The 25,604-nt window shown below is 72.2% G+C and carries 25 protein-coding genes; 7 read left to right on the forward strand and 18 right to left on the reverse strand.

Annotation, left to right across the window (positions count from 1 at the left end; all coding sequences use genetic code 11):
* Positions 1-90: 90 nt before the first annotated feature.
* Entirely contained in the window at positions 91-510 is a 420-nt protein-coding gene (locus tag ACIPM1_RS00890) for a hypothetical protein (RefSeq protein WP_402427109.1), read from the reverse strand.
* 219 nt (positions 511-729) lie between these two features.
* On the opposite strand from ACIPM1_RS00890, the gene ACIPM1_RS00895 reads away from it, so the two are divergent.
* Positions 730-2,148, forward strand: coding sequence for a hypothetical protein (locus ACIPM1_RS00895; protein WP_402427112.1), 1,419 nt, complete (start codon positions 730-732; stop codon positions 2,146-2,148).
* Here the strand turns inward: ACIPM1_RS00895 and ACIPM1_RS00900 are convergent.
* Positions 2,141-2,326 (reverse strand): DUF397 domain-containing protein, encoded by a 186-nt coding sequence (locus ACIPM1_RS00900; RefSeq protein WP_402427114.1) that lies wholly within the window; start codon positions 2,324-2,326, stop codon positions 2,141-2,143. The two genes, ACIPM1_RS00895 and ACIPM1_RS00900, sit on opposite strands and share 8 nt — an antisense overlap.
* On the reverse strand, positions 2,323-3,171 hold the full coding sequence (locus ACIPM1_RS00905) for a Scr1 family TA system antitoxin-like transcriptional regulator (protein ID WP_402427117.1): 849 nt from the start codon (positions 3,169-3,171) through the stop codon (positions 2,323-2,325). The genes ACIPM1_RS00900 and ACIPM1_RS00905 overlap by 4 nt, the downstream gene beginning before the upstream one ends.
* A 130-nt stretch (positions 3,172-3,301) precedes the next feature.
* Here ACIPM1_RS00905 and ACIPM1_RS00910 point away from each other — a divergent pair, with 130 nt between their 5' ends.
* Positions 3,302-3,763 (forward strand): ATP-binding protein, encoded by a 462-nt coding sequence (locus tag ACIPM1_RS00910; RefSeq protein WP_402427120.1) that lies wholly within the window; start codon positions 3,302-3,304, stop codon positions 3,761-3,763.
* Positions 3,764-3,769: 6 nt separating this feature from the next.
* Here the strand turns inward: ACIPM1_RS00910 and ACIPM1_RS00915 are convergent, their stop codons facing one another.
* Positions 3,770-4,678, reverse strand: a complete 909-nt coding sequence (locus ACIPM1_RS00915) for a DUF2867 domain-containing protein (protein WP_402427122.1) — start codon at positions 4,676-4,678, stop codon at positions 3,770-3,772.
* A gap of 52 nt (positions 4,679-4,730) precedes the next feature.
* Between ACIPM1_RS00915 and ACIPM1_RS00920 the strand changes: the two genes are divergently transcribed.
* Positions 4,731-5,315, forward strand: coding sequence for a TetR/AcrR family transcriptional regulator (locus tag ACIPM1_RS00920; RefSeq protein ID WP_402427124.1), 585 nt, complete (start codon positions 4,731-4,733; stop codon positions 5,313-5,315).
* 85 nt (positions 5,316-5,400) lie between these two features.
* On the opposite strand, the gene ACIPM1_RS00925 is transcribed toward ACIPM1_RS00920, so the two are convergent.
* The 7 genes from ACIPM1_RS00925 to ACIPM1_RS00955 all read right to left on the reverse strand — a co-directional run bounded on the left by ACIPM1_RS00925 (position 5,401) and on the right by ACIPM1_RS00955 (position 14,717).
* Positions 5,401-7,164 carry a pyridoxal phosphate-dependent aminotransferase gene (locus ACIPM1_RS00925; protein ID WP_402427127.1) on the reverse strand — a complete coding sequence of 588 codons (1,764 nt, stop codon included), beginning with the start codon at positions 7,162-7,164 and terminating at the stop codon, positions 5,401-5,403.
* A gap of 165 nt (positions 7,165-7,329) precedes the next feature.
* Positions 7,330-8,574, reverse strand: a complete 1,245-nt coding sequence (mmsB, locus tag ACIPM1_RS00930; protein WP_402427130.1) for a multiple monosaccharide ABC transporter permease — start codon at positions 8,572-8,574, stop codon at positions 7,330-7,332.
* Positions 8,571-10,130, reverse strand: coding sequence for a multiple monosaccharide ABC transporter ATP-binding protein (gene mmsA, locus ACIPM1_RS00935; RefSeq protein WP_402427133.1), 1,560 nt, complete (start codon positions 10,128-10,130; stop codon positions 8,571-8,573). The genes mmsB and mmsA overlap by 4 nt, the downstream gene beginning before the upstream one ends.
* A 44-nt stretch (positions 10,131-10,174) precedes the next feature.
* Positions 10,175-11,281, reverse strand: coding sequence for a multiple monosaccharide ABC transporter substrate-binding protein (gene chvE / locus ACIPM1_RS00940; RefSeq protein WP_402427135.1), 1,107 nt, complete (start codon positions 11,279-11,281; stop codon positions 10,175-10,177).
* A gap of 143 nt (positions 11,282-11,424) precedes the next feature.
* The gene (locus ACIPM1_RS00945; protein ID WP_402427138.1) at positions 11,425-12,393 is read right to left on the reverse strand and encodes a hypothetical protein; all 969 of its coding nucleotides are present in this window, start codon (positions 12,391-12,393) and stop codon (positions 11,425-11,427) included.
* A 147-nt stretch (positions 12,394-12,540) separates the two neighbouring features.
* On the reverse strand, positions 12,541-13,545 hold the full coding sequence (locus tag ACIPM1_RS00950; protein ID WP_402428132.1) for a zinc-binding dehydrogenase: 1,005 nt from the start codon (positions 13,543-13,545) through the stop codon (positions 12,541-12,543).
* Positions 13,546-13,559: 14 nt separating this feature from the next.
* Complete coding sequence (locus ACIPM1_RS00955) at positions 13,560-14,717, reverse strand: mandelate racemase/muconate lactonizing enzyme family protein (protein WP_402427140.1); 1,158 nt, start codon at positions 14,715-14,717, stop codon at positions 13,560-13,562.
* Positions 14,718-14,917: 200 nt separating this feature from the next.
* Here ACIPM1_RS00955 and ACIPM1_RS00960 point away from each other — a divergent pair, with 200 nt between their 5' ends.
* Complete coding sequence (locus ACIPM1_RS00960) at positions 14,918-15,817, forward strand: hypothetical protein (protein WP_402427143.1); 900 nt, start codon at positions 14,918-14,920, stop codon at positions 15,815-15,817.
* A 162-nt stretch (positions 15,818-15,979) separates the two neighbouring features.
* Here ACIPM1_RS00960 and ACIPM1_RS00965 read toward each other — a convergent pair whose 3' ends face one another.
* A complete protein-coding gene (locus ACIPM1_RS00965) occupies positions 15,980-16,417 on the reverse strand; it encodes a MarR family winged helix-turn-helix transcriptional regulator (protein ID WP_402427145.1) in 438 nt (145 codons plus the stop codon).
* Between the two features lie 102 nt (positions 16,418-16,519).
* Here ACIPM1_RS00965 and ACIPM1_RS00970 point away from each other — a divergent pair, with 102 nt between their 5' ends.
* Positions 16,520-17,542, forward strand: coding sequence for an NADP-dependent oxidoreductase (locus tag ACIPM1_RS00970; protein ID WP_402427148.1), 1,023 nt, complete (start codon positions 16,520-16,522; stop codon positions 17,540-17,542).
* A 51-nt stretch (positions 17,543-17,593) separates the two neighbouring features.
* Here the strand turns inward: ACIPM1_RS00970 and ACIPM1_RS00975 are convergent, their stop codons facing one another.
* Positions 17,594-18,745: a serine hydrolase domain-containing protein gene (locus ACIPM1_RS00975; RefSeq protein WP_402427151.1), complete on the reverse strand. Its 1,152-nt coding sequence runs from the start codon at positions 18,743-18,745 to the stop codon at positions 17,594-17,596.
* 223 nt (positions 18,746-18,968) lie between these two features.
* On the opposite strand from ACIPM1_RS00975, the gene ACIPM1_RS00980 reads away from it, so the two are divergent.
* On the forward strand, positions 18,969-19,784 hold the full coding sequence (locus ACIPM1_RS00980; protein WP_402427154.1) for an EI24 domain-containing protein: 816 nt from the start codon (positions 18,969-18,971) through the stop codon (positions 19,782-19,784).
* A 321-nt stretch (positions 19,785-20,105) separates the two neighbouring features.
* On the opposite strand, the gene ACIPM1_RS00985 is transcribed toward ACIPM1_RS00980, so the two are convergent.
* Positions 20,106-21,092: an aldose epimerase family protein gene (locus ACIPM1_RS00985; RefSeq protein WP_402427157.1), complete on the reverse strand. Its 987-nt coding sequence runs from the start codon at positions 21,090-21,092 to the stop codon at positions 20,106-20,108.
* Positions 21,093-21,102: 10 nt separating this feature from the next.
* On the reverse strand, positions 21,103-21,999 hold the full coding sequence (locus ACIPM1_RS00990) for an SGNH/GDSL hydrolase family protein (RefSeq protein WP_402427160.1): 897 nt from the start codon (positions 21,997-21,999) through the stop codon (positions 21,103-21,105).
* Between the two features lie 254 nt (positions 22,000-22,253).
* On the opposite strand from ACIPM1_RS00990, the gene ACIPM1_RS00995 reads away from it, so the two are divergent.
* Positions 22,254-22,748, forward strand: coding sequence for a DUF3145 domain-containing protein (locus ACIPM1_RS00995; RefSeq protein WP_356185528.1), 495 nt, complete (start codon positions 22,254-22,256; stop codon positions 22,746-22,748).
* A gap of 66 nt (positions 22,749-22,814) precedes the next feature.
* On the opposite strand, the gene fabF is transcribed toward ACIPM1_RS00995, so the two are convergent.
* The 3 genes from fabF to ACIPM1_RS01010 all read right to left on the reverse strand — a co-directional run bounded on the left by fabF (position 22,815) and on the right by ACIPM1_RS01010 (position 25,593).
* Positions 22,815-24,086, reverse strand: coding sequence for a beta-ketoacyl-ACP synthase II (fabF, locus tag ACIPM1_RS01000; protein WP_356185531.1), 1,272 nt, complete (start codon positions 24,084-24,086; stop codon positions 22,815-22,817).
* A 126-nt stretch (positions 24,087-24,212) separates the two neighbouring features.
* On the reverse strand, positions 24,213-24,461 hold the full coding sequence (locus tag ACIPM1_RS01005; protein ID WP_135785772.1) for an acyl carrier protein: 249 nt from the start codon (positions 24,459-24,461) through the stop codon (positions 24,213-24,215).
* A 100-nt stretch (positions 24,462-24,561) separates the two neighbouring features.
* Entirely contained in the window at positions 24,562-25,593 is a 1,032-nt protein-coding gene (locus ACIPM1_RS01010) for a ketoacyl-ACP synthase III (protein WP_402427163.1), read from the reverse strand.
* Positions 25,594-25,604: the final 11 nt, after the last annotated feature.

Raw genomic sequence — 25,604 nt, forward strand, 5'->3', positions numbered from 1 at the left:
GTTCACGGCCCTTGCCGGGGCCGGTCCGGCATCCGGTCCGGTCGTCCGCGGGAGCGGCCCGTGCGCGGCGCGCACGGGCCGTCGCGGCTGTCAGTGGTCGTTGACGAAACTCACGAAGTAGGAGCCGTTGTTGGCCCCGCCCTCGAAGTTGAGGCCGATCCGGTCGTACTCGATCATGTTGTATCGGTAGCCCTCACTGGCGAGGTGCGAGGCGCACGACCCCTTTCCGCCGCGGGCCGTGAGCTTGTAGCCCGCGAGGTTGGCGTCCATGTCGGTGACCGTCACCCAGGCCGCGTGCCCGTTCGCGGACGTGTCGCACACGGAGACGATGTCCCCGCGCTCCTTCACGTAGACCTTGACGCCCGCGCCGGAGTAGACGTGGTCCCACGAGGTGCCGCTGGGCGGCGCGACGGCGGCGACGGCGGACGGCGCGGTGACGGTGGTCAGCGTGGCCAGGGCGGCCGCGCCGAACAGGGCGGCGACGGTGCGGGATGCGCTGGTGTGAGGCATGGGCCCTCTCGGATCGTTCTTCTGCTGAAGTGATCACTCTACGATCCCGGCGATACCGAGTCATCCGCATAAGTGCCGTACGGCCGACGTGTGTTGGATTTCTCCTTTCGGGTGTCCTGGAGCAACCGCGGGGGCGTGTGGGCCGTCTTACGGCGTATGAGCCGATGGCGGGGGAACGGGTTGTGGCGGCACCTGGCTGCGGGAGGTGCCGCGCTCGTCGTGCTCGTGGTGGTCCTGGCGCTCGTGGTGAACGGCGGCGACGGGCAGCGCGCGGGCGGCGCCGACGCCGGTCGCACGAGTCCCGCACCCTCGAGTCCCGCCCCGATACGGATCGCGTCCGCGCCCGCGGCCCCGAGCACGTCCGGCCCGGCCGTACTCACCCTCCGGTCCGCGCCGAACGTCTACTACCTCCCCCGCTACGGGACCAACCGGAAGCCGCCCTACGCCGCCGAGTTCGGGATCGACCTGGAGTCGTCCACCGCGCCGCCCGCCTCGGCCCCGGGCCCGAGCCTCAGTCCCGAGGTGACGATCGACCTGTCGTCCCTGGCCGGAAAGGCCGAGATCGACTGGGTGGCCAAGGGGTGGGGATGCGTCCGTACGGGTCTCCGCGTGCGGTGCAGGCCGCCCGGCGGAACGGATTGGACGTTCACTCCCTTCAATCTTCGGCCCGCTCCCGGCGCGGTCCGGGGCGCCACCGCGACGGTCACGATGACCGCGCGGGCCGCGCACACGCCCACCGTCCGGCACACCACCCGAGTGATCGTCGGCGATCCCGTCCTGACGGCGCGGCCGCGCTATCCCGCGCTCACCGGTGTGCGTCCTGGAGCGAAGGTGGGGATCGTCCCGGCCTTCGGCAACAAGGGGGACATCGCCGTCCGGGGCGGTGTCAGCGTCTTGGTGATCGCCGAGGGGGCCACCTTCGCCGAGCGGTACCGGAACTGCCGCTACGACACGGTCGGCGATCGCATCAGCGCCCAGTGCGACTTCCCGGGGCCGCTGGCGGCGGGGACGGCCTTCGAGACGGACGCCCCGGTGGTCGCCACGGTCGACGACGACGCGCACAGCGGACACCTGGGCTTCAGCGTGTACCGCACCACCGACGTGTTCGCCCTGGCCGCCGTCCCCGCCTCGGCCCCGCACGGCACCGGCCGGCCGCTGCGGCTGCGGCCGGTCGACGGCCGCGCTTTCGAGGAGATCGGCGACCCGCGGCACAGCGAGTATGCCGACAGTGACGGGGTGCGCTTCGCGACCACCCGGGTGCACGACGTGGAGGCCGTCGGCTTCACCGTCCGCGGCCGGGTCGGCCAGGTGGTCGACCTCACCGTGCCCTACCCCAAGGGCGACGACTGGGGGGCCGGCGGCCGCACCACGATGCGCGTGGTCCTCCCGCGTGGCCTGACCCTGGTCGAGGTGGGCCCGGGGGAGCACGAGAGCGACATCCCCTACTGCTACCGGAACCCGTCGGGGGACGGCTCCGTGCTGTGTCCCGGCCCGGCGGCGCCCGGCACCGTGATGCGGGTGCGCATCGACCGGCGGGTGGACGGCGCCCGCGGCAGCGTCACGGTGACCTCGAACCCGGCCACCGACCCCAACCAGACGGACAACACGGCGCCGGTGACGGTGGAGTACCTCAGCTAGCGGCGGCCAGGGCGAGGAAGTCGCCCCAGGCGGTGGGGGAGACGGCGAACCGAGGACCCTGCCGGTCCTTGGAGTCACGGACGTGGACGCTGGCGGGGGTGAGGGCGACTTCTACGCAGTCGTCACCGGAGCCGCTGCTGTAGCTCGACTTGAACCACTTAAGTTCACTCGTGCTCATAACGCTCCTCGCATCCGCTGCAACAGGCTCACGGAGTCATCGAGAGTGAGAGCCTGTGCACGCATCCTGGCATAACGCCTCTGGAGCACGCTGGCCACCTTCGCGTCGGAGACGAGCTGGCCGCTTTCCTGGCCCTCGTTGTACGCGAACCAGCGATTCTCCGGAGTCTCCAGCAAGCGAATGGGCCCGTGCAGCCCCGCGTGCGACCAGCGCACCAACGGCATCACCTGAAGCTCGACGTTCCTCAGCTGACACATCGCCAGAACATGATCGATGAGGCCGCGAGTCACCTCCGCCCCGCCCGTGCGCCGCAGGAACAACTGCTCCTCCAGGATGAATCCGAAGGCCGTGTTCGGACGTTCCCGGAGCAGTCGTTGCCGCTCCGCCCGCGCGGTCCACTGAGCCTCGATCTGCTCGTCGCTCAGCGGGGGCAACTGGTCCACGAACAACTGCCGTGCGTACGCCTCCGTCTGCAACAGCCCCGGAATCAACCGGCACTCGTACGTGTACAGGGTGATCGCCGCCTGTTCCAGCCGCGCCCACTGCCGGAACCAAGCCGCCAGTCCCGGCTGCCGGGCCAGATGCCCCGCCGCCCGTCGTAACGCCCCCGTGTTCCCCAAAGCCTCCTCCGCCCGTTCCACGAAGGCGGGGTCCGGCATCCGCCGACCCAACTCCACCGACGCCACCGTGTGTTTGGAGAAGCGCACCAGCTCGCCGAACTCCTCCCGGCTCAGCCCGGCGTGCTCCCGCAGCCCCTGGACCACCGCGCCGAACGTCCGCAGACTGTCCGAGGACACCGGCTCGCCCCCCGTGCCCGTACCCGTTCCCACGCCACCATCGACCACTGTCGGTCACCTCCCGCACTCATGGTCACGTCGGGTCACCGGTACTGTCCATTCCGTGACCGCGTACGCTGCCCCCGCGTACGCGGCTCCGACCTGGTGAAGTGCCCCGCGCGGCCGCCAGATTGGGCGCATGGCACCGCACATCGCCGCCCAAGGGCCGGTCACCGTACGTATGTTCAGCCAGCGCCTCAGCCCGACTCCGCGAGGCGCCCGCCTGGCTCGGCACCTCGTGCTCGCCCAGCTCGACGAGTGGGGCGTCCCGCGCGACTCGGAGGCGGCGGACGCCGTCGCCGTGATCGTCGCGGAGCTGGCCGCCAACGCCGTGACCCACGGGCGCGTACCGGGCCGCGACTTCGAACTGCTGCTCGCCCTCCTCCCGGGAAGCGTCCGCATCGAGGTGACCGACACCCGCGACGATCGGCGCCCGCCCGGCGCCCGGGACGTACGCGAGCCCGCGCCCCTCGCGGAGGCGGGACGCGGCCTCGTACTGGTCGACGCGCTGGCCGACCGCTGGGAGGTGGTCGACCGCGACCCGCCGGGCAAGACCGTACGGGCCGAGGTGGATCTGCGGAGCGGGTGCCGCCGCGACTGACCGGGGTCACCTGAGCGGCGGGGGTGTGGGGCGCGCGTTCCGCTCCCCGGAGGGCCGGGCCGCGAACGCGACGCGGCGGTGCGCCCGGCGGAGTGCGCGGCGGGCCATGTAGGGGTGGAGGCGGCGCACCACCGCGAAGTAGAGCCGGCCGCGCGTGTTGTGCAGCCGCACGGCGGTGGCCAGCGTCACGGAGTCGCCGTCGACCAGGATCGAGGCGCGGAAGTCCAGGTGGGACGCGTCCTCGCCGAGCATGAGCTCGTGGTCCCCGGCGCCCCGCTCGGTGAAGGGCAGGACGTGCCGCCAGGCCCGCGGGTCGCGGGGCATGCCGGGGGCGAGCGGCATGCGCCAGGCGTCGGTGAAGTCGGCCCGTTCGAAGGCGCCGTGGAGCAGCCGGGCGCTCGCCGGGACCGGCGACCCGGTCGCGCGGACCCACAGGAGCCGGTTGACCAGCAGGGCGCGCCGCGGCCGCCGGGCCGGCGGCCGCGGCAGGGCGCCGAGGGCGGCCCGCTCGGCGTTGTCGAGGATCTCCTCGACCATGGTGTCGTGCACCGGCTCGATCGCCAGCTTGCAGAAGGCGAACTTGCCCGCGCTCATGGACACTTCGAGGACGTGGGAGATCCGGCAGCGGTGGGGTCCGAGGGGTTCGACGTCGAACCGGTGGTAGCCGGTGCCGAGGCCGTCCTCGGTCGTGTCGAAGCGGACGGACCGCCCGGGTTCGTAGGCGGTGACCCGGTAACGGATCCTGCCGTGGCCGCCGTCGGCGCCGACCCCGAGGGGGCGGTCGAGGACCATCGCGGGCCAGACCGGAGTGGGGAACAGGGGGTCGTCCGGTGCGGAGAGCCGGTCGACGAGGGCGCCGACGGTCTCGGCCGGGGCCTGGACGATCCGCTCGTGGACGTTGCGTAGCGTGGGCATGCCACACCTCCATACGGGAGCGTATGTTGAACCGTACGGTAGCGTATGGAAGATGCACGAGCAGCCGTCCCCGCCGAAGCGGTCCCCCCGCAAGCGCCTCACCGCCGACGACTGGGCGGACGCGGCCCTGACCGCGCTCGCCGAGCGCGGTCTCGCCGGGGTCGCCGTGGAACCGCTCGCGGTCCGTCTGGGCACCACCAAGGGCAGCTTCTACTGGCACTTCGCCAACCGGGACGCGCTCGTCGCGGCGGCCCTCGCCCGCTGGGAGGAGTTGTCCACCGAGCGGATCATCCAGGGCATGGAGGCCGCCGAGCCCGACCCCGCCGCCCGGCTCGGCGCGCTCCTGCGCGGCGCCACCGCCTCGGCCGCCGAGGACCCCCTGGAGGTGCGGCTGCTCGCCGCCGCCGACCACCCCGAGGTCGCGGCGGCGCTGGCCCGCGTCACCGAGCGCCGGGTCGGCTACCTCGCCCACCTCTTCGAACTGCTCGGCTTCCCGACGTCAGAGGCCCGCCGGCGCGGTCTCCTCGCCTACACCAGCTACGTGGGCCATGCTCAACTGGCCCACGCCGTCCCGGGTTCCGTGCAGGCCGATCCCGCGTACCTGGCGACCGTGACGGCCGCGCTGCTCAGGACGTGACCGGCCGGGGGCCCGGCCTTCCCACCGGGACTCGCACCGTCGCGGCGCGCCCGTCACCAGGCGCCCACCGTCGTCGGCGCACCTACTAGCCCGCCTGCCCCATCCCCGCCGCGTTCGGCCAGTTCTGCGGGCTGGGCCAGCCGGTGGCGGGGGCCGGGGTCAGGCCGGGGGCAGGAGCGGTCATGCCGCGTACCTGGGCCGCGGTGAGGCCGCCGCGGGCCGGGACGCCCGGCGGAGTGGGGCCGGTCGCGGCGGGCAGCGGAGCCGGCACCGGGGCCGGCTGCATCGGCGGCGGGACCGGCATCGGTGGCGGGACCGGCATCGGCGGCGGCACCGGCACGCCCATCGGGCCCGGCATCTGCTGGGCCGCCGCGGGGGCCAGGGGCTGCATCGGAGCCGGAGCCGGCATCGGGGCGGGGGCAGGAGCCGGAGCCGGCATCGGGGCGGGGACAGGGGCCGGAGTCGGCATCGGTGCCGGGGCCGTCGGCTGGGGAGCGGGGCGGGCCGCCGGCATCGGCATCCCGCCGGGCGTCTGCGCGGCGGACGCGGCGGCGGGGAGCGGCATGCCGGGGCCGGGGGCCGGGGCGGCGGCGATCCCCGGGGAGGCGCCGGCGGCGGCCTGATCGGCCGGCTCCCGCACACCGGCCCCGTTGGTCTCGTTCATCAGGCGGTCCACCGCCGCCGTACCCGAGCTGTAGGTGGTCCCGGTACCCAGCTCGGATACGGCGGCTTCCCTCCTGGCCCCGTAGAGCACCGACTCCAGGCCGGACACCAGGCGACGCACGTCCACCTGGGGGCGCACCACGAGACGCAGGAAGCGGCTGGACGAACCGATCTTGTTGCCGCACTCGCGGACCAGGATCCGGTGCTCGGTGAGCAGCCGGTCGCGGACCACGGTGCCCTCGGCGCCCACGGGCAGGCGCACGAAGAGGAAGTTGCCCTGCGACGGGTAGACCGTCAGACCGGGCAGGGCGGAGAGGTGGCTGGCCATCTCCAGGCGGTCGCGGCGCACCTGCTGGAGGCTCTGCTGGTACTCCGCGCCGTTCTCCCGCAGCATGAACACCACGTGCTCGGCGAAGGCGTTGAGGTTCCACTTCGGCAGCATGGCGCGGACCCGGCCCGCCAGCGCTGGGTTGGCGACCAGGTAGCCGAAGCGGACGCCGTGCAGCCCGAAGTTCTTGCCGAGGCTGCGCAGCACGACGACGTTCGGGCGCAGCATCGCCTCCTGGACCACACTGGGTTCGGCCTCGGCGTCCGCGAACTCCAGGAACGACTCGTCGACGACGACCAGGTCGAGATCGGCCATGGCGTCCATGAACTGCACCACGTCGTGCCGGTGCAGGAAGCCGCCGTCGGGGTTGTTCGGGTTGCAGATCACGGCGACCCGGGTGCCCCGCTTGCGGATGAACTCGGCGTACTGCGCGAGGTCCAGGGCGAACCCGCTGGACTCCTGGAGCGGGAACATGTCCACCCGCTTGCCGGTCTCCATGGGCTGGTCGGTCCAGCGGCCGAAGGTGGGCACGGGGATCGCGAGGGACTCGCGGACCATCAGGTGGTCGAGCCAGGTGATCAGCTCGGTCGAGCCGTTGCCCATGGCCACGCACTGGGGCGGCAGTTGGAGCAGACCGCACAGCTCGGCCGCGATGGTGTCCGCGCCGCTCGGGTAGTACGTGATGATGTCCCGCAGCCGGGCCGCCATCTCCTCGAACATCTCGGGGGTGGGGAAGTACGGGTTGCACGGGATGCAGAAGTCCACCGGTCCGGCTCCGTCGCCCTCTCGCGCCAGCGCCGCCATCGACGGGCTGTGGGCCGCGTTGCCGCGGAACAGCGAGGTGACGTTGCCGGTCATGGAGCCTCCGTATGGGGCGGGCCCGGCCGGGGGACAGCCGGGCCCGTCGTCTTCGGGTGGCCCGTGCGGGGGAGCACGGGCCGCCCTTACATACGCGGGGGCGGGGGACGCCGTTCAACACGGGTGCGGAAGGCCGGGCCCGCCCTCCGGCGGGGCCCGCGCCGCTCACGCACCGGACTTGCGCTTGTTCCACACGTCGAAGCCCATCGCCACCAGCAGGGCCAGGCCCTTGATGACCAGCTGCCAGTCGGTGCCGACGCTGAGGAGGTTCATGCCGTTGTTGAGGACACCGAGCACGAGACCACCGATGATCGCGCCGAGGACGGTGCCCACACCGCCGCTCATGGACGCGCCGCCGATGAACGAGGAGGCGATCGCCTCGAGTTCGAAGTTGACGCCCGCCTTCGGCGAGGCCGCGTTCAGCCGGGCGGCGACCACCAGACCCGCGAGGGCCGCGAGCACACCCATGTTCAGGAAGACCTGGAAGGTGACCCGCCTGTCCTTGACGCCGGACAGCTTCGCCGCCGGCAGGTTGCCGCCGATGGCGTAGATGTGGCGGCCGAAGACGGCGTTGCGCATCACGTAGCCGTACCCCACCACCAGCGCGCCCAGGACGATGAGGACGATCGGCGCACCCTTGTAGCTGGCGAGCAGGAGGGTGAGGGTGAGAATCGCGGCGACCAGGGCGACCAGCTTCAGCGCGAACAGCCGTCCGGGCAGCACGTCGAGGGAGAACTCCTGCTGCCTGCGCCGGTCGCGCACCTCCTGCCACACCACGGCCGCGATCAGCACCAGGCCGAGGAGCAGCGTGAGGTTGTGGTAGTTGGTGGTCGGGCCGACCTCCGGCAGGAAGCCGTTGCCGAGGTTCTGCAGGCCGTCCGGGAACGGGCCGAGCGTCTGCCCCTTGAGCAGGATCTCCGTCAGACCGCGGAAGATCAGCATCCCGGCGAGGGTGACGATGAACGACGGTATGCCGAGATACGCGATCAGGAAGCCCTGCACGGAGCCCGCGACCGCGCCCACCAGCAGGCACAGCACCAGGGCGAGCGGCCAGGACATCCCGTGCTGCACCGTCAGCACGGCGGCGAACGCGCCCACGAACGCCGTGAGCGAGCCGACCGACAGGTCGATGTGCCCGGCGATGATCACCAGCATCATGCCGATCGCGAGGATCAGGATGTAGCTGTTCTGCAGCACCAGGTTGGAGACGTTGCGCGGCAGCAGCAGGTCCCCGTCCGTCCAGACCGCGAAGATGACGACGATCAGACCGAGCGCGATCAGCATCCCGTACTGGCGCATGTTGCGGCGCAGGCCGTCCAGCATCAGCCGGAGCAGGCCCCCGCCCCCGGCCGGTCCGCTGCCGCCCGGCGGCGCCGGGGCCGGGCTCTTGGCGGTGACATCCGTGCTCATCGCGATACCTCTTTGTCCTGGGTGTCCTTCGTCATCCGACGCATCAGCGCTTCCTGCGTGGCCTCGGCCCGCGGCACCTCACCGGTCAGCCGTCCCGCGGCCATCGTGTAGATGCGGTCGCACATGCCGAGCAGTTCGGGCAGCTCGGAGGAGATGAAAACGACCGCCTTGCCCTGGGCGGCCAGCTGGTCGATGACCGTGTAGATCTCGTACTTGGCGCCCACGTCGATGCCGCGCGTGGGCTCGTCCAGGATCAGCACGTCCGGACCCGCGAAGATCCACTTGCTGAGGACGACCTTCTGCTGGTTGCCGCCGGACAGCTTGCCCACCGGCTCGAAGACGGTCGGCGCCTTGATGTTCATGGAGGCGCGGTAGCCCTCGGCGACCTGCCGCTCCTCGTGCTCGTCGACCACGCCCCGCCGGGCGACCTTCCGCAGCGCGGTCAGCGAGATGTTCCGGTGGATGGTGTCCATGAGGTTGAGGCCGTAGTGCTTGCGGTCCTCGGTGACGTAGGCGATCCCGTGGCCGACCGCCTCGGCGACGGACTTCGTACGGATCTCCCTGCCGTCCTTGAGGACCGTGCCGCCCGCGTAGCGGCCGTAGGCGCGCCCGAAGACGTTCATCGCCAGCTCGGTGCGGCCGGCGCCCATCAGCCCCGCGATGCCGACGATCTCCCCGCGCCGCACCTCGATCGACACGTCGTCGACGACCCTGCGCTGCTGGTCGATCGGGTGGAGCACGGTCCAGTTGCGGATCTCGAGCGCCGGGGCCGCGCCCTCCTCCGGATGGTGCGGGGTGCGCTCGGGGAACCGGTGGTCGAGGTCGCGGCCGACCATGCCGGAGATGATCCGCTCCTCGGTGGTCTCCGGCGCCTTCACGTCCAGCGTCTCGACGGTCCGGCCGTCGCGCAGGATGGTCACCGAGTCGGCGACCCTGCGGATCTCGTTGAGCTTGTGGGAGATGATGATCGAGGTGATGCCCTGCTTCTTCAGCTCCAGGATGAGATCGAGGAGCTTCCCGCTGTCCTCGTCGTTGAGGGCCGCGGTCGGCTCGTCCAGGACCAGCAGCTTCACCTGCTTCGACAGCGCCTTGGCGATCTCCACCAGCTGCTGCTTGCCCACGCCGATGTCGGCGACCCGGGTCTCCGGGTGCTCGTCCAGGCCGACGCGGCGCAGCAGTTCGGTCGCGTGCCTGAGGGTGTCGTTCCAGTTGATGAACCCGCGCGTGGCGTGTTCGTTGCCGAGGAAGATGTTCTCGGCGATGGAGAGATACGGCACCAGCGCCAGCTCCTGGTGGATGATGACGATGCCGCGGTGCTCGCTGGCCCGGATGTCCTTGAAGCGGCAGACCTCCGAGTCGAAGAGGATCTCACCCTCGTAGGTGCCGTGCGGATGGACGCCGGAGAGCACCTTCATCAAGGTGGACTTCCCGGCGCCGTTCTCCCCGCAGATGGCGTGGACCTCGCCCTGACGGACCGTCAACGTGACGTCCGACAGTGCCTTGACACCGGGAAAGGTCTTGACGATCGAGCGCATTTCCAGGACGGGTCCCGCCATGGTCGTGCCTTCCAGTCGTGTGCGGTCGGTGGGCTGCGGCGGGGTTACCTGAGCTCGGCCTCGGTGTAGTAGCCGCCCTTGACCAGGACCTCCTTGTAGTTGGCCTTGTCGACGCTCACCGGCTGGAGCAGGTAGGCGGGCACGACCTTGGTGCCGTTGTCGTAGGTCTTGGTGTCGTTGACCTGCGGCTTCTTGCCGTTCAGCACGTCGTCCACCATCGTCGAGGCGACCTCGGCGAGTTTGCGGGTGTCCTTGTAGACGGTCTGCGTCTGCTGGCCGGCCATGATCGACTTCACCGAGGCCAGCTCGGCGTCCTGACCGGTGAGGACCGGCAGCGGCTTGCCCTTGGAGCCGTAGCCGTCCGACTTCAGCGCGGACAGGATGCCGATGGAGATGCCGTCGTAGGGCGACAGGACCGCGTCGACCCGCTGGCTCTTGTAGGCGGAGGTGAGGATGTCGTCCATGCGCTTCTGGGCGGTGGCGCCGTCCCAGCGCAGGGTGGTGACCTGGTTCAGCGCGGTCTGGCCGGAGCGGACGACCAGCTTCTTGCCGTCGATGTACGGCTTGAGGACGCTCATCGCGCCGTTGAAGAAGTACTTGGTGTTGTTGTCGTCGTTGGAACCGGCGAACAGCTCGATGTTGAAGGGGCCCTTGCCGTTCTTCAGGCCGAGCTTGTCGACGATGTAGCCGGCCTGGAGGCGTCCGACCTTCTCGTTGTCGAAGGAGGCGTAGTAGTCGACGTTCTTGCTGCCGAGGATCAGCCGGTCGTAGGAGATGACCGGGATGTGGGCGTCCGCGGCCTCCTGCAGCACGTTGTTGAGGGACTTGTTGTCGATGGCCGCGACGATCAGGCCCTTGACGCCCTGGGTGATCAGGTTCTCGATCTGGGAGACCTGGGTGTCCGGGTCGTCCTCGCCGTAGACCAGCTTGGTCTTGTACCCCTTGGACTGCAGGTCCTTGACGACGTTCCTGCCGTCGGCGATCCAGCGCTCGGAGGACTTGGTCGGCATCGCGATGCCGATGGTGCCCCCCTTGGCGCTCCCCTTGTCCTCCTTGCTGCCGCCCTGGCTGTTCTGCCCGCAGGCGGACAGGGTCAGGGCGAGGGAGGCGGCTGCGGCTGTCGCGGCGAGGGCGGCTCTGCGGTTGCGCATGATCATCATCCTTGATGTGTGTGCACGGCTCGGTCTGCGGGGCGAGGGCGCTCCGGGGGCAGTGCGGGGATGGGCGACCGAGAAGGGTTGTGTGGGATTGTGCGCGGCTCTGTGGGCTTGTGTGAAGCCGCGTGTCCGGAACGTTATGACGGGGTGTCAAACCGCTTCAGGACGCCCGGCAGCCGCGAGCCGAGCGGCGCCATGCCGCCGTCCGCGCCGTGCCGGGCGAGCAGGTCCAGGGCGAGCCGGCCGCGCCGCACCCGCTCCCGGGCGGTGGCCAGGGTCAGCTCCCGCAGATGGTGTCCGTAGGGGTAGATCCCGGGCGCCTTGGAGAGCCCGAACTTCAGGTAGAGCGGTGCGCCGCGCCGGATGAGCTCGGCGACCTCGTACATCCGCACATAGCCGCCGAGATCGTCGGGGGCCTCGATGTACATGTCCATGGGCGCGGCGGAGACCCGGCGGATCTCCGTGAGGTGATGGAGCGTCAGATCGCTGGGCACGTTGACGGAGTCCGCGCCCAGCCGCTCGAAGACCGCGTACGACGCCGGGTTCACCGGTCCGATCAGCGCGGACACCTTGAGCGTGGTGTCGGCCGGGATGACGCCCGTCGCGCGCGCCCGGTGCAGCGTCCACAGCACGCCCTCGTCGGCCACCAGCAGGCACTTCACGCCCAGTTCCGTGGCCCGTACGGCGTCCTCGACGCACCCGGCGACGGCGTCGTGGCCGCGCGCCCTGAGGCCCGCGCCGCGCGAGTCGGAGCGCACCGAGCCGCCGATGTCCCAGGTGCCGCGCGGGCCGGTGAACAGGCACAGCTCGATGTCGCGTTCGGCGGTGGCCTCGACCATCTCGGTGATCTCGGTGTCGGTCAGCATCCACACGCCGCTGCCCTGGCTGATCCGGTGGATCGGCACGTCCAGCCGCGAGGACTCCTTCAGGACCACCGCCAGCGCCTCGGGCCCCTCGCACGAGGGGACCTCGGTGCGCCAGCGGCCCCCGCCGGGGAAGGTGTGGGGCGAGGCGTCGGCGGGGTCGGGGACGGGGGCGCCCAGGCCGAGCGCGGCAAGCGCCGGCTCACCGGGCCTGCGGGCTGCCGTGGCGGAAGCGTCGGTCACGAGTCGTCCTTCACGTTCGATATTTCGTACAAGGTTCGCGTCTCTGGGTGTGCGTCGAGCGGGGTGCGTACGCCGGTCACGCCGCCGTCAGGTCGCGCCGTGACCGGCGCACGGCCAGGGGCGGAGAAGGGCTTGAGGGGGAGAGGCCTAGGGACGGAGCAGGACCTTGCCGACCTTCGGGTCGCCGGACCCGACCAGCTCGACGGCCTGCGAGAACTCGGCGAGCGGCAGCTCGTGGGTGACGAGCGGCAGCGGATCGAGCAGTCCGGCCCCGAACACCCGCACCGCGTGCGCCCAGGCGGCCGGCGGCGCCCCGAAGACGGTGTGCACCTCCAGTTGCCGCACCACCAGGTCGGTCGGGTCGAGCCCCTCGGCGCCCGGCGCCGGGATGCCCGTCAGGACCAGTCGCCCGCCCCGCCTGAGCAGGGAGGCGGCCAGCCGTGCCGCGTCCGCCGACCCGGCGCTCTCGATCACGACGTCCATGTCGTCCGGGAGTTCCCGGTCCCTGGTGCGGAAGTCGGTGGCCCCGAACCGCCGCGACAGCGCCTCCCGGTCGGTACGGGTGCCCACGACCAGCAACTCGGCGGGCGAGCCGGCCCTCAGGAACTGCACGGCGAACATCCCGAGGGTGCCGGTGCCGACCACGGCCACCCGCTCGCCGGGCCGGGCGTTCGCCCTGATCGCGGCGGCCGCGACACAGGCGGCCGGCTCCAGGAGGGCGGCGGCGGTCAGGTCGGCGTCCCCGGGCAGGACGTGCAGCAGCCGGGCCGGCAGGGTGAGGGTGCCGGCCATCGCGCCCGGCTGGGTGAAGCCCGTCTCCTCGTACCCGGCCGTGCACAGGGTCGTCTCGCCCGCGTGGCAGCGGTCGCAGACCTGGCAGTTGCGGAAGCCCTCGCCGACGACCTTGCGGCCCACCAGGCCCGCCGGCACCCCGGCACCGACCGCGCGCACCGTGCCGGACCACTCGTGGCCCGGGGTCAGCGGGTAACGGACGTACCCCTCGGGCCGGTTGCCCTGGTACACCTCGCGGTCGCTGCCGCAGATCCCGACGGCGTGCACGGCGACCAGCGCCTCGCCCGGTCCGGGGTCGCGCGGGGTGTGGTCCGCGAGCCGGTGCTCGCCCGGCCCCTCGACGACGACCGCGGTGCCCACCGCGTCCCCTGTGCTCACCGCGCCCCCTTCGGCCTGCGCTGCTCCCAGCCCTCGGCCCACAGGTCGAACCGGGCCTGCTGCTGCGGGAACTCGGCGGCGGCGTCGGTGTCCAGCTCGACGCCGAGGCCCGGCGCGTCGGAGAGGTGGAAGTAGCCGTCGACGACCTGCGGGGCGCCCTTGACCACCTTCTTGATCTCCGCGTCCGCGAAGTCGTTGAAGTGCTCCAGGACCTTGAAGTTCGGTGAGGTGAAGCCGACTTGCAGCGAGGCGGCGGTGAGCACCGGGCCGCCCACGTTGTGCGGGGCCACCAGCATGTAGTGGGTCTCGGCGGTGGCGGCCAGCTTCCGGGTCTCCCAGATGCCGCCGATGTGGCCGACGTCGGGCTGGACGATGTCCACGGACTGGCTCTCGAACAGCTCGCGGAACTCGATGCGGTCGTGGATGCGCTCGCCGGTGGCGACCGGGATGTCCACCTTGGCGGCGACCTTCTCCAGGGCCTTGAGGTTCTCCGGCGGGACCGGCTCCTCCAGCCAGGCCGGCTCGAAGGGGGCCATCTCCCTGGCCAGCCGGACGGCGGTGGAGGGGGAGAAGCGGCCGTGCATCTCCAGCATCAGCTCCGCCTCGGGGCCGATGGCGTCCCGGACGGCCTCGATGAGCGAGACGGAGTACAGGGTCTGCGCGTGGTCGAGCTCGAAGTGCCCGGTGCCGAAGGGGTCGATCTTCAGGGCCCGGTAGCCGCGGGCGACGACCTCCTGGGCGGCCTTGTGGTAGGCCTCCGGGGTCCGCTCGGTGGTGTACCAGCCGTTGGCGTACGCCTTCACCCGGTCGGTGACGCTGCCGCCGAGCAGCTGCCAGACGGGGACGCCGAGCGCCTTGCCCTTGATGTCCCAGCACGCCATCTCCACGACCGCGATGCCGGACATCACGATCTCACCCGCACGGCCGTAGTCGCCGTACTTCATCCGGCGGACGAGGTCCTCGACGGCGAACGGGTCGGAGCCGAGAACGTGATTGGCCTCGGCCTCCCGCAGGTAGCCGATCAGCGCGTCGGTGTGGCCCAGCATCCGGGTCTCGCCGACTCCCGTGATCCCCTCGTCGGTGTGCACCTGCACGTACGTCAGGTTGCGCCACGGCGTCCCGACCACGTGTGTGCTGATTCCGGTGATACGCACGGCGGTTGCCTCTCGCTGTTCGATATTTCGTCACCTGTTCGAAATGTTGGCGTGACAGTAAGGAGGGGGCGAGGGGGGTGTCAATGGGTCGTGCCGGTAACGGTTTCGGCAACCGCGTCGAGAGCCCTTCCGGTCTCCCACAGAACCTTCACAGAGGTGCCTAGGAACGTTACCTACCGCCAACTTAGTCTTCCCGCGTCATGGACTACTGCCACCCGTGCCGACGGCACCTGAACGGCGCCCTCGCCTGCCCGGGGTGCGGCGCACCCGCCCAGAGCCTCGCCGCGTACGCGCCGGCGGCGGACGCGCGCCCGGCGGCTCGCACCCCCGAACAGCCGCACGCGAACGGTGGCTTCGCGCACCCCGGGGGCGATGCCGGGGTCCACGCCGGGGGCGACCGCGACGATGCCGGAAACGACGCCGACGACGGCTACGGCGACGACGGCCATGACGACGACTACGACGACGGCCACGACGGCGACGGCCGGGGCGAGCCGCGAGGGCGGGCGGCCCGGCGCCGGGAACAGGGCCGGACGGGGCGCGGGGCGCGCGGGCGCGACGACGAGGGCCCGGCCGGCGCGGCCGCGAGCCGCCGCGACCGCAAGGCCGCCGCGCACCGCAGGCGCAGGCGGAGGACCGTGGTGATCACCGCCGGTCTCGTGCTGGCCGCGAGCGGGCTGGGGCTGGCCGAACTCGGCGTCGACGCGCCGGACCTGCCGGGCTTCTCCCACACGGAACCGGCGGCGGCCGGGGGCGACGCGGCGGACGGCGGCGCGTCCGACGGCAAGGGCGAGAGCGCCCGGCCGACGGGCGGAGCGGGCGCCGGGGCGGTTACGGGCACGGCGTCGCCGGACGCATCGGCCTCGCCGTCGTCGTCGAAGTCGGCCAGGTCCGAGAAGCCGAAGCCCGAGGCGAGTGCGACGGGCGACCCGCGGCGGTCGGCCACGGCGACGTCCGGCACCGGCGCGACGGCGGCCCCGGCGACCACGTCGGCGCCGCGGCCCACGGCGACCCCGACCAGCCAGCCGACCGCGTCGGATCCGAGCCCGCAGCCGTCGCCGACGAAGACGTGCCAGCGGTTCCTGTGGTGGTGTTCCTGAGGGGCCTCGGTCCCGGTTGTTCCTGCGGCATGAAGCCCGAGGCCGGGCCTGAAGCGGCTTCCGCGGCCCGGCCCGGCCCGGCCCGGCCCGGCCCGGCCCGGCTCAGGCCGGCTCAGGCCGGCTCAGGCCGGCTCAGGCCGGCTCAGGCCGGCTCAGGCCGGCTCAGGCCTCCAGCATCCGGCGCAGCAGGTTCCGCAGCGACAGGCGCTCCTCGTCGGAGAGGCCGGCCAGCGGCTCGCGCGCGAAACGCAGCCCCTCGCGCAGGTCACGGGCGACCCGGTGGCCCTCCTCCGTCGCCGCCGCCACCTTCACCCGCCGGTCGGCCGGGTCCGGCCGCCGCTCGGCCAGCCCCCGGGCCTCCAGCCGGTCCACGATCCCGGTGACGTTGGACGGCTCGCACTTCAGCTTCTGGGCCAGCCTGCGCATCGGCAGCGGCTCCAGCGACAGCAGGCTCAGCAGCCGCGCCTGGGGCCCCGTCAGCGCGTGCTCCCCGGCGGCTTCCTCGTAGTCCTCGTAGAACCGGGCCACGACGTCCCCGATGAGCTCGACGACCTCCATGGTCAGCGCGTCGGGGCGGCGGGTCTTGGGTGGTGTGGCCATGGTCGGGAGAATACCCCCTTGCTTGACATCCTGAAATATCAAGGAGCATGGTTGTTTCAGGTACTGAAGCATTTGCCGTCCCGCACCGAGGAGAGGCGCACCATGTCCGACACCCCCACGCTCCCCGCCGTCAGCCGTGAATGGCACCTGCTCAGCCGCCCGGTCGGGTGGCCGAAGCCGGAGGACTTCGCCCTGGTCGAGGCCGAGCTCCCGCAGCCGCGCGAGGGCCAGGTCCTCGTACGGAACGAGTACCTCTCCGTGGACCCCTATATGCGCGGCAGGATGTCGGCGGCCAAGTCGTACGTCGCCCCGTTCGAGCTGGGCAAGGTCATGCAGGGCGGCGCGGTCGGCGAGGTCGTCGCCTCCCGCGCCGAGGGGATCGCCGTCGGCGACCACGTGCTGCACTTCGGCGGCTGGCGCGAGTACGCCGCCGTGGACGCCCAGCACGCCGTCAAGGTCGACCCCGAGGCCGCGCCCCTGTCGACGTATCTCGGCGTGCTCGGCATGACCGGCCTCACCGCCTACGCGGGCCTGCTGCGCACCGCCGCCTTCAAGGAGGGCGACGTCGTGTTCGTCTCGGGCGCGGCGGGCGCCGTGGGCAGCCAGGTCGGCCAGATCGCCCGCCTCAAGGGCGCCTCCCGCGTGATCGGCTCCGCCGGTTCCGACGACAAGGTCAAGCTCCTGGTCGAGGAGTACGGCTTCGACGCGGCCTTCAACTACAAGAACGGCCCGGTCGCCGAGCAGCTGCGCGCCGCCGCCCCCGACGGGATCGACGTCTACTTCGACAACGTCGGCGGCGACCACCTGGAGGCCGCCATCGGCTCCCTCAACCAGGGCGGCCGGATCGCGGTCTGCGGGATGATCTCGGTCTACAACAACACCGAGCCCGCCCCCGGCCCGCGCAACCTCGCCCGCCTGATCCAGACCCGCGGCCGCATCGAGGGCTTCCTCGTCGGCGACCACTACGACCTCCAGCCCGAGTTCGTGGGAGAGGTGGGTCCCTGGGTCCGCTCCGGCGAGCTGAAGTACCGCGAGACGGTGGTCGAGGGCGTCGAGAACACCCTGGAGGCCTTCCTCGGCGTCCTGCGCGGCGACAACACCGGAAAGATGATCGTCAAGCTCTGACGCTCGCCGGGCCCTGGACGGGCGCCGGGCGCCGACGTGGCGGCGCGGCCCTTACCCGGTGAGGGCCGCCCGCTGCACCGCGCGGGCCAGCCTGTCGTTCTCCGGGGCCGCGTCGCCGGGGAAGGCGGACCGGCGGCGGGTGTAGCCGTAGGCGAGGCCGCTCGCCGGGTCGGCGAAGGCCTGTGAGCCGGCCGCGCCGCCGTGCCCGACGGCGCCGGCGCCAAGGAACGGATGCCAGGTGTCCGCCGTCGCCTGGAAGCCCAGCCCGTACGACCTGTGGCACCGCGCCACCAGGTCGTACCCGGCGGAGTGGATCTGCCCGAACTCCGCGACCGTGTCCGGCTTCAGCAGCGGCGCCTTCCCGTCGACCTCGCTGATCGCCGCCGCGTACAGCCCGGCCAGCCCGCGCGCGGAGGCCACCCCGCCGATCGAGGCGGGGCCCCGGGAGCGGATCACGCGCTCGTTGGGCAGGGTCCCCAGGTCGGTCGGTTCGGGGCCCTGGCGGTTGAAGGCTATGGAGGAGAGCGAGTGCGGCCCGCCGGGCGGCTCCTCCAGCAGCGCCCGCTGCTTCGGGGTCGGCGCCGTCGGCTGCGTGGTGCGGAAGCGGAGTTCCTGCGAGGCGGGCAGGCCGAGGAAGAAGTCCAGGCCGTACGGGGCGCGGACCCGTTCCTCGTGCAGCTCCTGGATCGTCCGGCCGGTCGCGCGCCGCACGACCTCACCGGTGAGCGCGCCGATGACCAGGGCGTGGCAGCCGAACGCGGTGCCGGGCCGCCAGAACGGCCGCTGGTCGGCGAGGCGTTCGGCCACCACCCGGTCGTCGGCCAGCTCGGCGAGCGTGAACCCGGTGTCGGTGCCGACCAGTCCCGCCCGGTGCGTGATCAGGTCACGCAGGGTCACCGACCCCTTGCCCTCGGACGCGAACTCCGGCCAGTAGTACGTCACTTTGCGGTCCAGCTCCAGCGTGCCGTCCTGCACGAGCAGGGCGGCCACGAGATGGGCGGCGCCCTTGGTCGACGAGTGCACCCCGTACAGCGAGCCGCCGCCGTCCGCCGTCCCGGCCCACAGGTCGACGACCTTGCGTCCGTGCACGTAGGCGCACAACTGCCCTTCGTAGTCCGGACGTTCCTCCGCCACGAAGGCGGCGAACTCCTCCCGCACCGGCTCGTAGCCGTCGGCGACGGCGCCGTGGATCTCCTGGGTCATCCGCTCTCCTCAACCTGACCGCTGCCGTTGCTGACACCGTGGGGGGGTTCCCTGTTCCGGTACGGCGAGGCGGCCCCGATCGACTCAACCGCGCCGCCGGACGCGGTGTCGGGGCAGTGGCCGGGCACGGGGCGGATACGGCCGGCCACGGACCGGAGACGGTTGGGCGACGGTCGTGACACCGGCCCGCCCGGTGCCGGAGCGCCTCGGTAAAGTTCCGCCCATGCGCGATCTTGGGGCGGGTTTCCGGTATCTCTTGGACGGCCAGCGCTGGATGGCCCGGCACGGAAAGTCGTACGGCTTCGGCCTGCTTCCGGGCCTGATCACCCTGGTCCTCTACGCGGCGGCGCTCATCGCGCTCGCCCTGTGGGGCGAGGACGCCGTCACCTGGGCCACCCCCTTCGCCGACGGCTGGCCGGGCCCGTGGCTCGGCCTCTTCCGCGGCTTCCTCACCGCCGTGCTCTTCGCCCTCGGCCTGCTCCTCGCGGTGGTCACCTTCACCGCGGTCACGCTGCTGGTCGGCCAGCCCTTCTACGAGAACCTCTCCGAGACGGTCGACCGCGACGTCTCGCCCGACGGCACCGCGCCGGAGTCGGGCCTGCCGCTCTGGCGCGAACTGTGGATCTCGGCCCGCGACAGCCTCCGCATCGTCGTCCGCGCCGCGGTGTGGGGGATCCTGCTGTTCGCCCTCGGCTTCCTGCCCTTCGTCGGCCAGACCGTGATCCCGGTGCTCGGCTTCTTCGTCACCGGCTTCTTCCTCACCGAGGAACTGGCCTCCGTCGCCCTCCAGCGCCGGGGCGTCGACCTGCGCGCCCGCCTCGCCCTGCTGCGCTCCCGCCGCACCCTGGTCTGGGGCTTCGGCACACCGCTGGCCCTCGCCTTCCTGGTCCCGTTCGTCGCGGTGCTGCTGATGCCGGGCGCGGTCGCGGGCGCGACCCTGCTCGCCCGCGACCTGCTGGGGGAGGAGATCACCGACGGCGCCGCGCGGGAGCGGGAGGCCGCCGCCGACAGCGAGGCGGAGGCCGGGACGGACCGCTGAGACCGCGTCACCCGCAAAACGGCGCGGAGGCCGACTCCGCCGTCGCGTCCCTCGGTCCGCCGCGTCCACCGCCTGTTCCCTCGTCGCGTCCGCTGCGCCCGGCCCGGGCGTCGGCCCCCGGCCCGCCCGGCCCGGGGCGGGGAGGCGAACTCGTGGGCGTGTGTGAAGGGTTCGTACGAGGTTGCCGCGCCGCGCCCGATCACCGTCCGCCGGGCCGGTGCGGCGATTAACGTCTGATCCGGGACAAGTCCGCCCGCGGGCAGCCCCGGTCCGGCACCTGACACCCGGACCGCGGCTGCTCGTGGGTCGGGCGCTCGTGGGTCAGGCGCGGGCGCCCGCGCGTACCCCGAAGCCGTACACCGTCTCCGAGCGGTACACCTCGCCGGGCCGCAGCTCGGTGCTCGGGAACTCCGGCCGGTTCGGGGAGTCCGGGAAGTGCTGGGTCTCCAGGGCGATGCCCGCGCCCGGGGCGAAGGGGGCGCCGAGGTGGTCGGCGGTGTAGACCTGGACGCCGGGCTCGGTCGTCGCCACCGTCAGGACCCGCCCGGACGCCGGGTCGTGCAGCTCCGCGACCTCCTCGGGCGCCTTGGTGACGCCCTTGTCGAGGACGAAGTTGTGGTCGATGCCGGCGCCGGCCGCGCGGGGCCGCCGGAAGTCGAAGCGCGTCCCCGCCACCTCCCGGGGTCCGCCGGCCGGGATCAGCCCGGCGCCGACCGGCGTGTAGCGGGAGGCGGCGAGCCGCAGCACGTGGCCGGCGGTGTCGCCCGAGCCGCTCAGGTTCCAGTAGGAGTGGTTCGTCAGGTTGACGACGGTCGGCGCGTCCGTGACCGCCTCGTAGGCGATGCGCAGCGCGCCCGCCTCGTCGAGTGTGTACGTCGCCGTGACCTCCAGCCGGCCCGGGAATCCCCCCTCACCGTGCGGGCTGACCCGGCTCAGGCGCACGCCGTGCGCGACCGGGGTCACCTCCCACACGTGCTTGTCGAAACCGCGCTCGCCGCCGTGCAGCGAGTTGTCCCCGTCGTTGCGGGCGAGCGTGTGGGTGCGCCCGTCCAGGGCGAAGCGGCCCCCGGCGATCCGGTTCGCGTACCGGCCGACCAGGGCGCCGAAGTACGGCCCGGGGTGCTCCAGATAGCCGTCGAGACCGGCGAAGCCCAGCACCACGTCCGCCCGGCGGCCGTCCCGGTCCGGGATCTCGACTGACTGCACGATCCCCCCGTACGACAGCACCCGCACCCGCACCCCGCCCCGCTCCAGGGTCCAGCGGTGCACCGGGGTGCCGTCGGAAAGTGTGCCGAAAAGTTCAGTCATCTGGAAAACCCTAGGCCACAGGCTCCCTCGCGGTGACCGTGCGATAGGCGATCTCGGCCAGCCGGGCCTGGCCGTTCCGGCTCGGGTGGAACCAGTCCCACTGGCTGAGCTGCTCCGTGCCGAAGCGGAACTCGAAGACCGCGTTGCCGTCGAAGCGGCACCGGCGGTCCTTGGCGCAGACGTCCCGCAGCACCTCGTTGTACGCCTCCACCCGGGCCTGCACCCGGTCCCGCCGCCGCACCGCCGCCGCGTCCAGCGCGTCCGCGTCGCCCAGCATCGACGGGCAGACGCCCAGCCTCCACACCTGCTTGCCCAGCGGGTTGGTCCGCCCCTCCGACCACAGCCGCTTCAGGTTCGGCACACTGGCGACGTACACCTGCGTCTTCGGCAGCGCCGCGCGCAGGCGGTCCATCGCCTCCTGGAACGAGGCCCGGAAGTCCGCGACCGGCGTCATCGCGGCGGTGGAGACCCGGCAGGCGTCGTTCGCCCCGGCCATCACGGTCAGCAGCTGGGGCCTGCGCCGCACCGCCTCGCTGACCTGGCCGGGCAGGTCGGACATCCGGGCGCCCGTCACCGCGTAGTTCCAGCTCCGCCGCGCCGCCCCGGTCACCCCGAGCAGCCGCACGGCCAGGCTGTCCACCGCCGCGTCGCTGCCCGTCGCCCAGGACGACTCGGGGCAGTCGGACAGCACCGCGCAGGCGTCGAAGCCGCGGGTGATGGAGTCGCCGACCGCGGCCATCGAGTCCGGGCTGCGGTCCCACACCGGGACCGGCCGCGACGACGGACGGCCCGCCTTGGTGCCGCCTCCCGCCCCCGCGCCCCCGCCGGCGTCGCATCCCGCGGCCGCCAGGACCGCCGCCGCCACGACGGCGAGGCAGGCCCGCGTACGGTCGCTTCGCTTCCGCATCCTGGTGGTCCCCTCGGTCGGTGTGCGGTGCTCTCCACTCATGACAACGCGCCGGGGTTCCCGGCGCCGCCCGGTGCGGCGACGCGCACCCGTACAAGCGTCCCCCCGGGTGAATGGCGGACCTTTCCGGCCCCCCGGACCGACGGTACGTCACACTCCTTGCGCCGCCGCACGGTAGCCTCGCCATCAACGTGGCCCTCAGGCCGCCGCCGTCCGCCCGCCCGCAACACGTCCCGCTCAGCCCGGAGGTCCAGGTGACGACACGTGGAGTTCTGTACGTGCACTCCGCGCCGCGCGCGCTGTGCCCGCACGTCGAGTGGGCCGTCGCCGGGGTGCTCGGCACGCGCGTCAACCTCGACTGGATCCGGCAGCCCGCCGCGCCCGGCACCTGGCGCTCGGAGTTCTCCTGGCAGGGTCAGGCCGGCACCGCCTCCAAGCTCGCCTCCGCGCTGCGCGGCTGGCACCTGCTGCGCTTCGAGGTGACCGCCGAGCCCTGCCCCACCGCCGAGGGCGAGCGCTACAGCTGCACCCCCGACCTCGGCATCTTCCACGCCGTCACCGGCATCCACGGCGACATCCTGATCCCCGAGGACCGGCTGCGCGCCGCGCTGACCCGGTCCCAGCACGGCGAGACGGACCTGGAGGCGGAGATCGCCAAGCTCCTGGGCAAGCCCTGGGACGACGAGCTGGAGCCGTTCCGGTACGCCGGCGAGGGCGCGCCGGTCCGCTGGCTGCACCAGGTGGTGTGACCCCCGGACACGCGGAAAGGGCCCCCACCGTCCGGTGGGGGCCCTTCACACGTGCGGGGGTGCGCCTCAGACCGTGCGGAACGCGAGCACCACGTTGTGGCCGCCGAACCCGAACGAGTCGTTCAGCGCGGCGATCCGTCCCTCCACGGGCAGCTTCCGCGCCTCGCCGCGGACCACGTCCGCGTTCGCCTCGGCCTCGGGGTCGATGTTGTCGACGTTGATGGTCGGCGGCGCGACCCGGTGGTACAGGGCCAGCACGGTCGCCACGGACTCCACGCCGCCCGCGCCACCGAGCAGGTGACCGGTCATCGACTTGGTCGCGGAGACCGCCATGTGGTCGGCGTCGTCGCCGAAGACCTTGCGCAGCGCCTTCAGCTCGGCGATGTCACCGGCCGGCGTCGAGGTGGCGTGCGCGTTGACGTGCACGATCTCGGCCGGGTCCAGGCCGGTGCGCTCCAGCAGGTTCTGCAGGGCGTGCGAGATGCCGCGGCCCTCGGGCTCCGGCTGCACGATGTCGTGGCTGTCGGCGGAGATGCCCTGGCCGACCGCCTCCGCGTAGACGCGGGCGCCGCGCTTGGCGGCGTGCTCGGCGGACTCCAGGACGATCACGCCGGCGCCCTCGCCCATGACGAAGCCGTCGCGGGCGACGTCGTAGGGACGCGAGGCGCCCTGCGGGTCGTCGTTGTTCTTGGACATCGCCATCATGTTGCCGAACGCGGCGATGGGCAGCGGGTGGATCGCCGCCTCCGTGCCACCCGCGACGACGACGTCGGCGCGGCCGGTGCGGATCATCTCGATGGCGTAGCCGATGGCCTCGGCGCCCGACGCGCAGGCGGAGACCGGCGTGTGCACGCCCGCACGGGCGCCCACCAGCAGGCCCACGTTGGCGGACGGGCTGTTCGGCATCAGCATGGGCACGGTGTGCGGGGAGACGCGGCGGACGCCCTTCTCCTTGAGCACGTCGTACTGGTCCAGCAGGGTCGTCACGCCGCCGATGCCGGAGGCGATGACCGCGCCGAGCCGGTCCGGGTCGATGCTCGAGTCCTCACCGGCCCGGCCCTCGAAGCCGGCGTCCTTCCAGGCCTCCTGGGCGGCGATCAGCGCGAACTGGGCGGAGCGGTCCAGACGGCGCGCCTGCGGCCGCGGGATGACCTCGGTGGGCTCCACGGCGACGGGGGCGGCGATGCGGACGGCCTGCTCCGCGGCCCACTCCTGGTCCAGGGCCTTGACGCCGGAACGACCGGCGACCAGACCCTCCCAGGTGGAGGCCGCGTCGCCACCCAGCGGTGTGGTTGCGCCGATACCGGTGACGACCACGGTGCGATTGGTCGGGCTCACGGGAATTCTTTCTCCAACGGATACGAGGATTCAGCGGCGCCACCGCCGGGTGGCGGGGCAGGTGGCCCGAGGCGCCGGCCGGGAGACCGGCCGGGGCCTGGGGTCTCAGCCCAGGTGATCGGTCGATCAGCCCTGGTGCTTGAGGATGTAGTCGGTCGCGTCGCCGACCGTCTTGAGGTTCTTGACGTCCTCGTCCGGGATCTTGACGTCGAAGCGCTCTTCGGCGGCGACGACGACCTCGACCATGGACAGCGAGTCGACGTCCAGGTCGTCGGTGAAGGACTTGTCCAGCTGGACGTCCTCGGTGGGGATCCCGGCGATCTCGTTCACGATCTCCGCGAGACCGGCGACGATCTCTTCCTGAGTGGCGGCCATGTCGGCGCTCCTTCGTAGATATCCAGAGGGTGTGGCGCCCGCCGCGGCAGCGGCAGGTTGGTGCGTGTCCGTACCGGATGCATGATCCGGCACGGAGTGCCTAGGGGAGGGTAACGACCGTCGCGGCGTAGACGAGACCCGCCCCGAAGCCGATGACGAGCGCGGTGTCGCCGCTCTTCGCCTCCCCGGTCGCCAGGAGCCGCTCCATCGCGAGCGGGATCGAGGCGGCCGAGGTGTTGCCGGTGGTGCGGATGTCACGGGCGACCGTGACGTGCTCCGGCAGTTTCAGGGTCTTCACCATCGAGTCGATGATCCGCACATTGGCCTGGTGCGGGATGAAGACGTCCAGGTCGTCCGAGCTGATCCCGGCCGCGTCCAGCGCCTGCTGCGCGACCTTCGCCATCTCGAACACGGCCCAGCGGAACACCGCCTGGCCCTCCTGCGTGATCGCGGGGAACTTGACGTTGCCCTCGCTGTCCAGCGGCAGTTCGGACACGTCGCCGATCCTGAAGCGGTCCCACGGGACGGTCTGCTTGATCGTCTCGGACTTGTCGCCCTCGGAACCCCACACGGTCGGGCCGATCGCGGGCTCCTGCGAGGGGCCCACCACGACCGCGCCCGCGCCGTCACCGAACAGGAAGGCCGTGGCCCGGTCCTCCAGGTCGGTCAGATCGCTCAGCCGCTCGACGCCGATGACCAGTACGTACTCCGCCGAGCCTTCGACGATCATGCCCTTGGCGAGGGTGAGACCGTAGCCGAAGCCCGCGCAGCCGGCCGAGATGTCGAAGGCGGCGGCCTTGTCCGTGCCCAGCTTGTCGGCGATCTCGGTGGCGACGGCCGGGGTCTGGCTGAAGTGCGAGACGGTCGAGACGACCACGGCGCCGATCTGCTCGGCGCCGATCCCGGCGTCCGCGATCGCCTTGCCGGCGGCCTCGATCGACATGGCCGCGACGGTCTCCTCCGGCGACGCCCAGTGCCGGGTCTCGATGCCGGAGCGCGAACGGATCCACTCGTCGGACGAGTCGATCGTCTCGAGGATCACCTCATTGGGCACCACCCGCGTCGGGCGGTAGCCGCCCACGCCCAGGATGCGCGCGTACGGGGCACCCTTGCTGGGCTTGATCTTCGACATGATCGGTCGGC

Origin of the sequence: Streptomyces sp. NPDC086766 (assembly GCF_044746005.1) — a bacterium.
Taxonomy (GTDB): domain Bacteria; phylum Actinomycetota; class Actinomycetes; order Streptomycetales; family Streptomycetaceae; genus Streptomyces.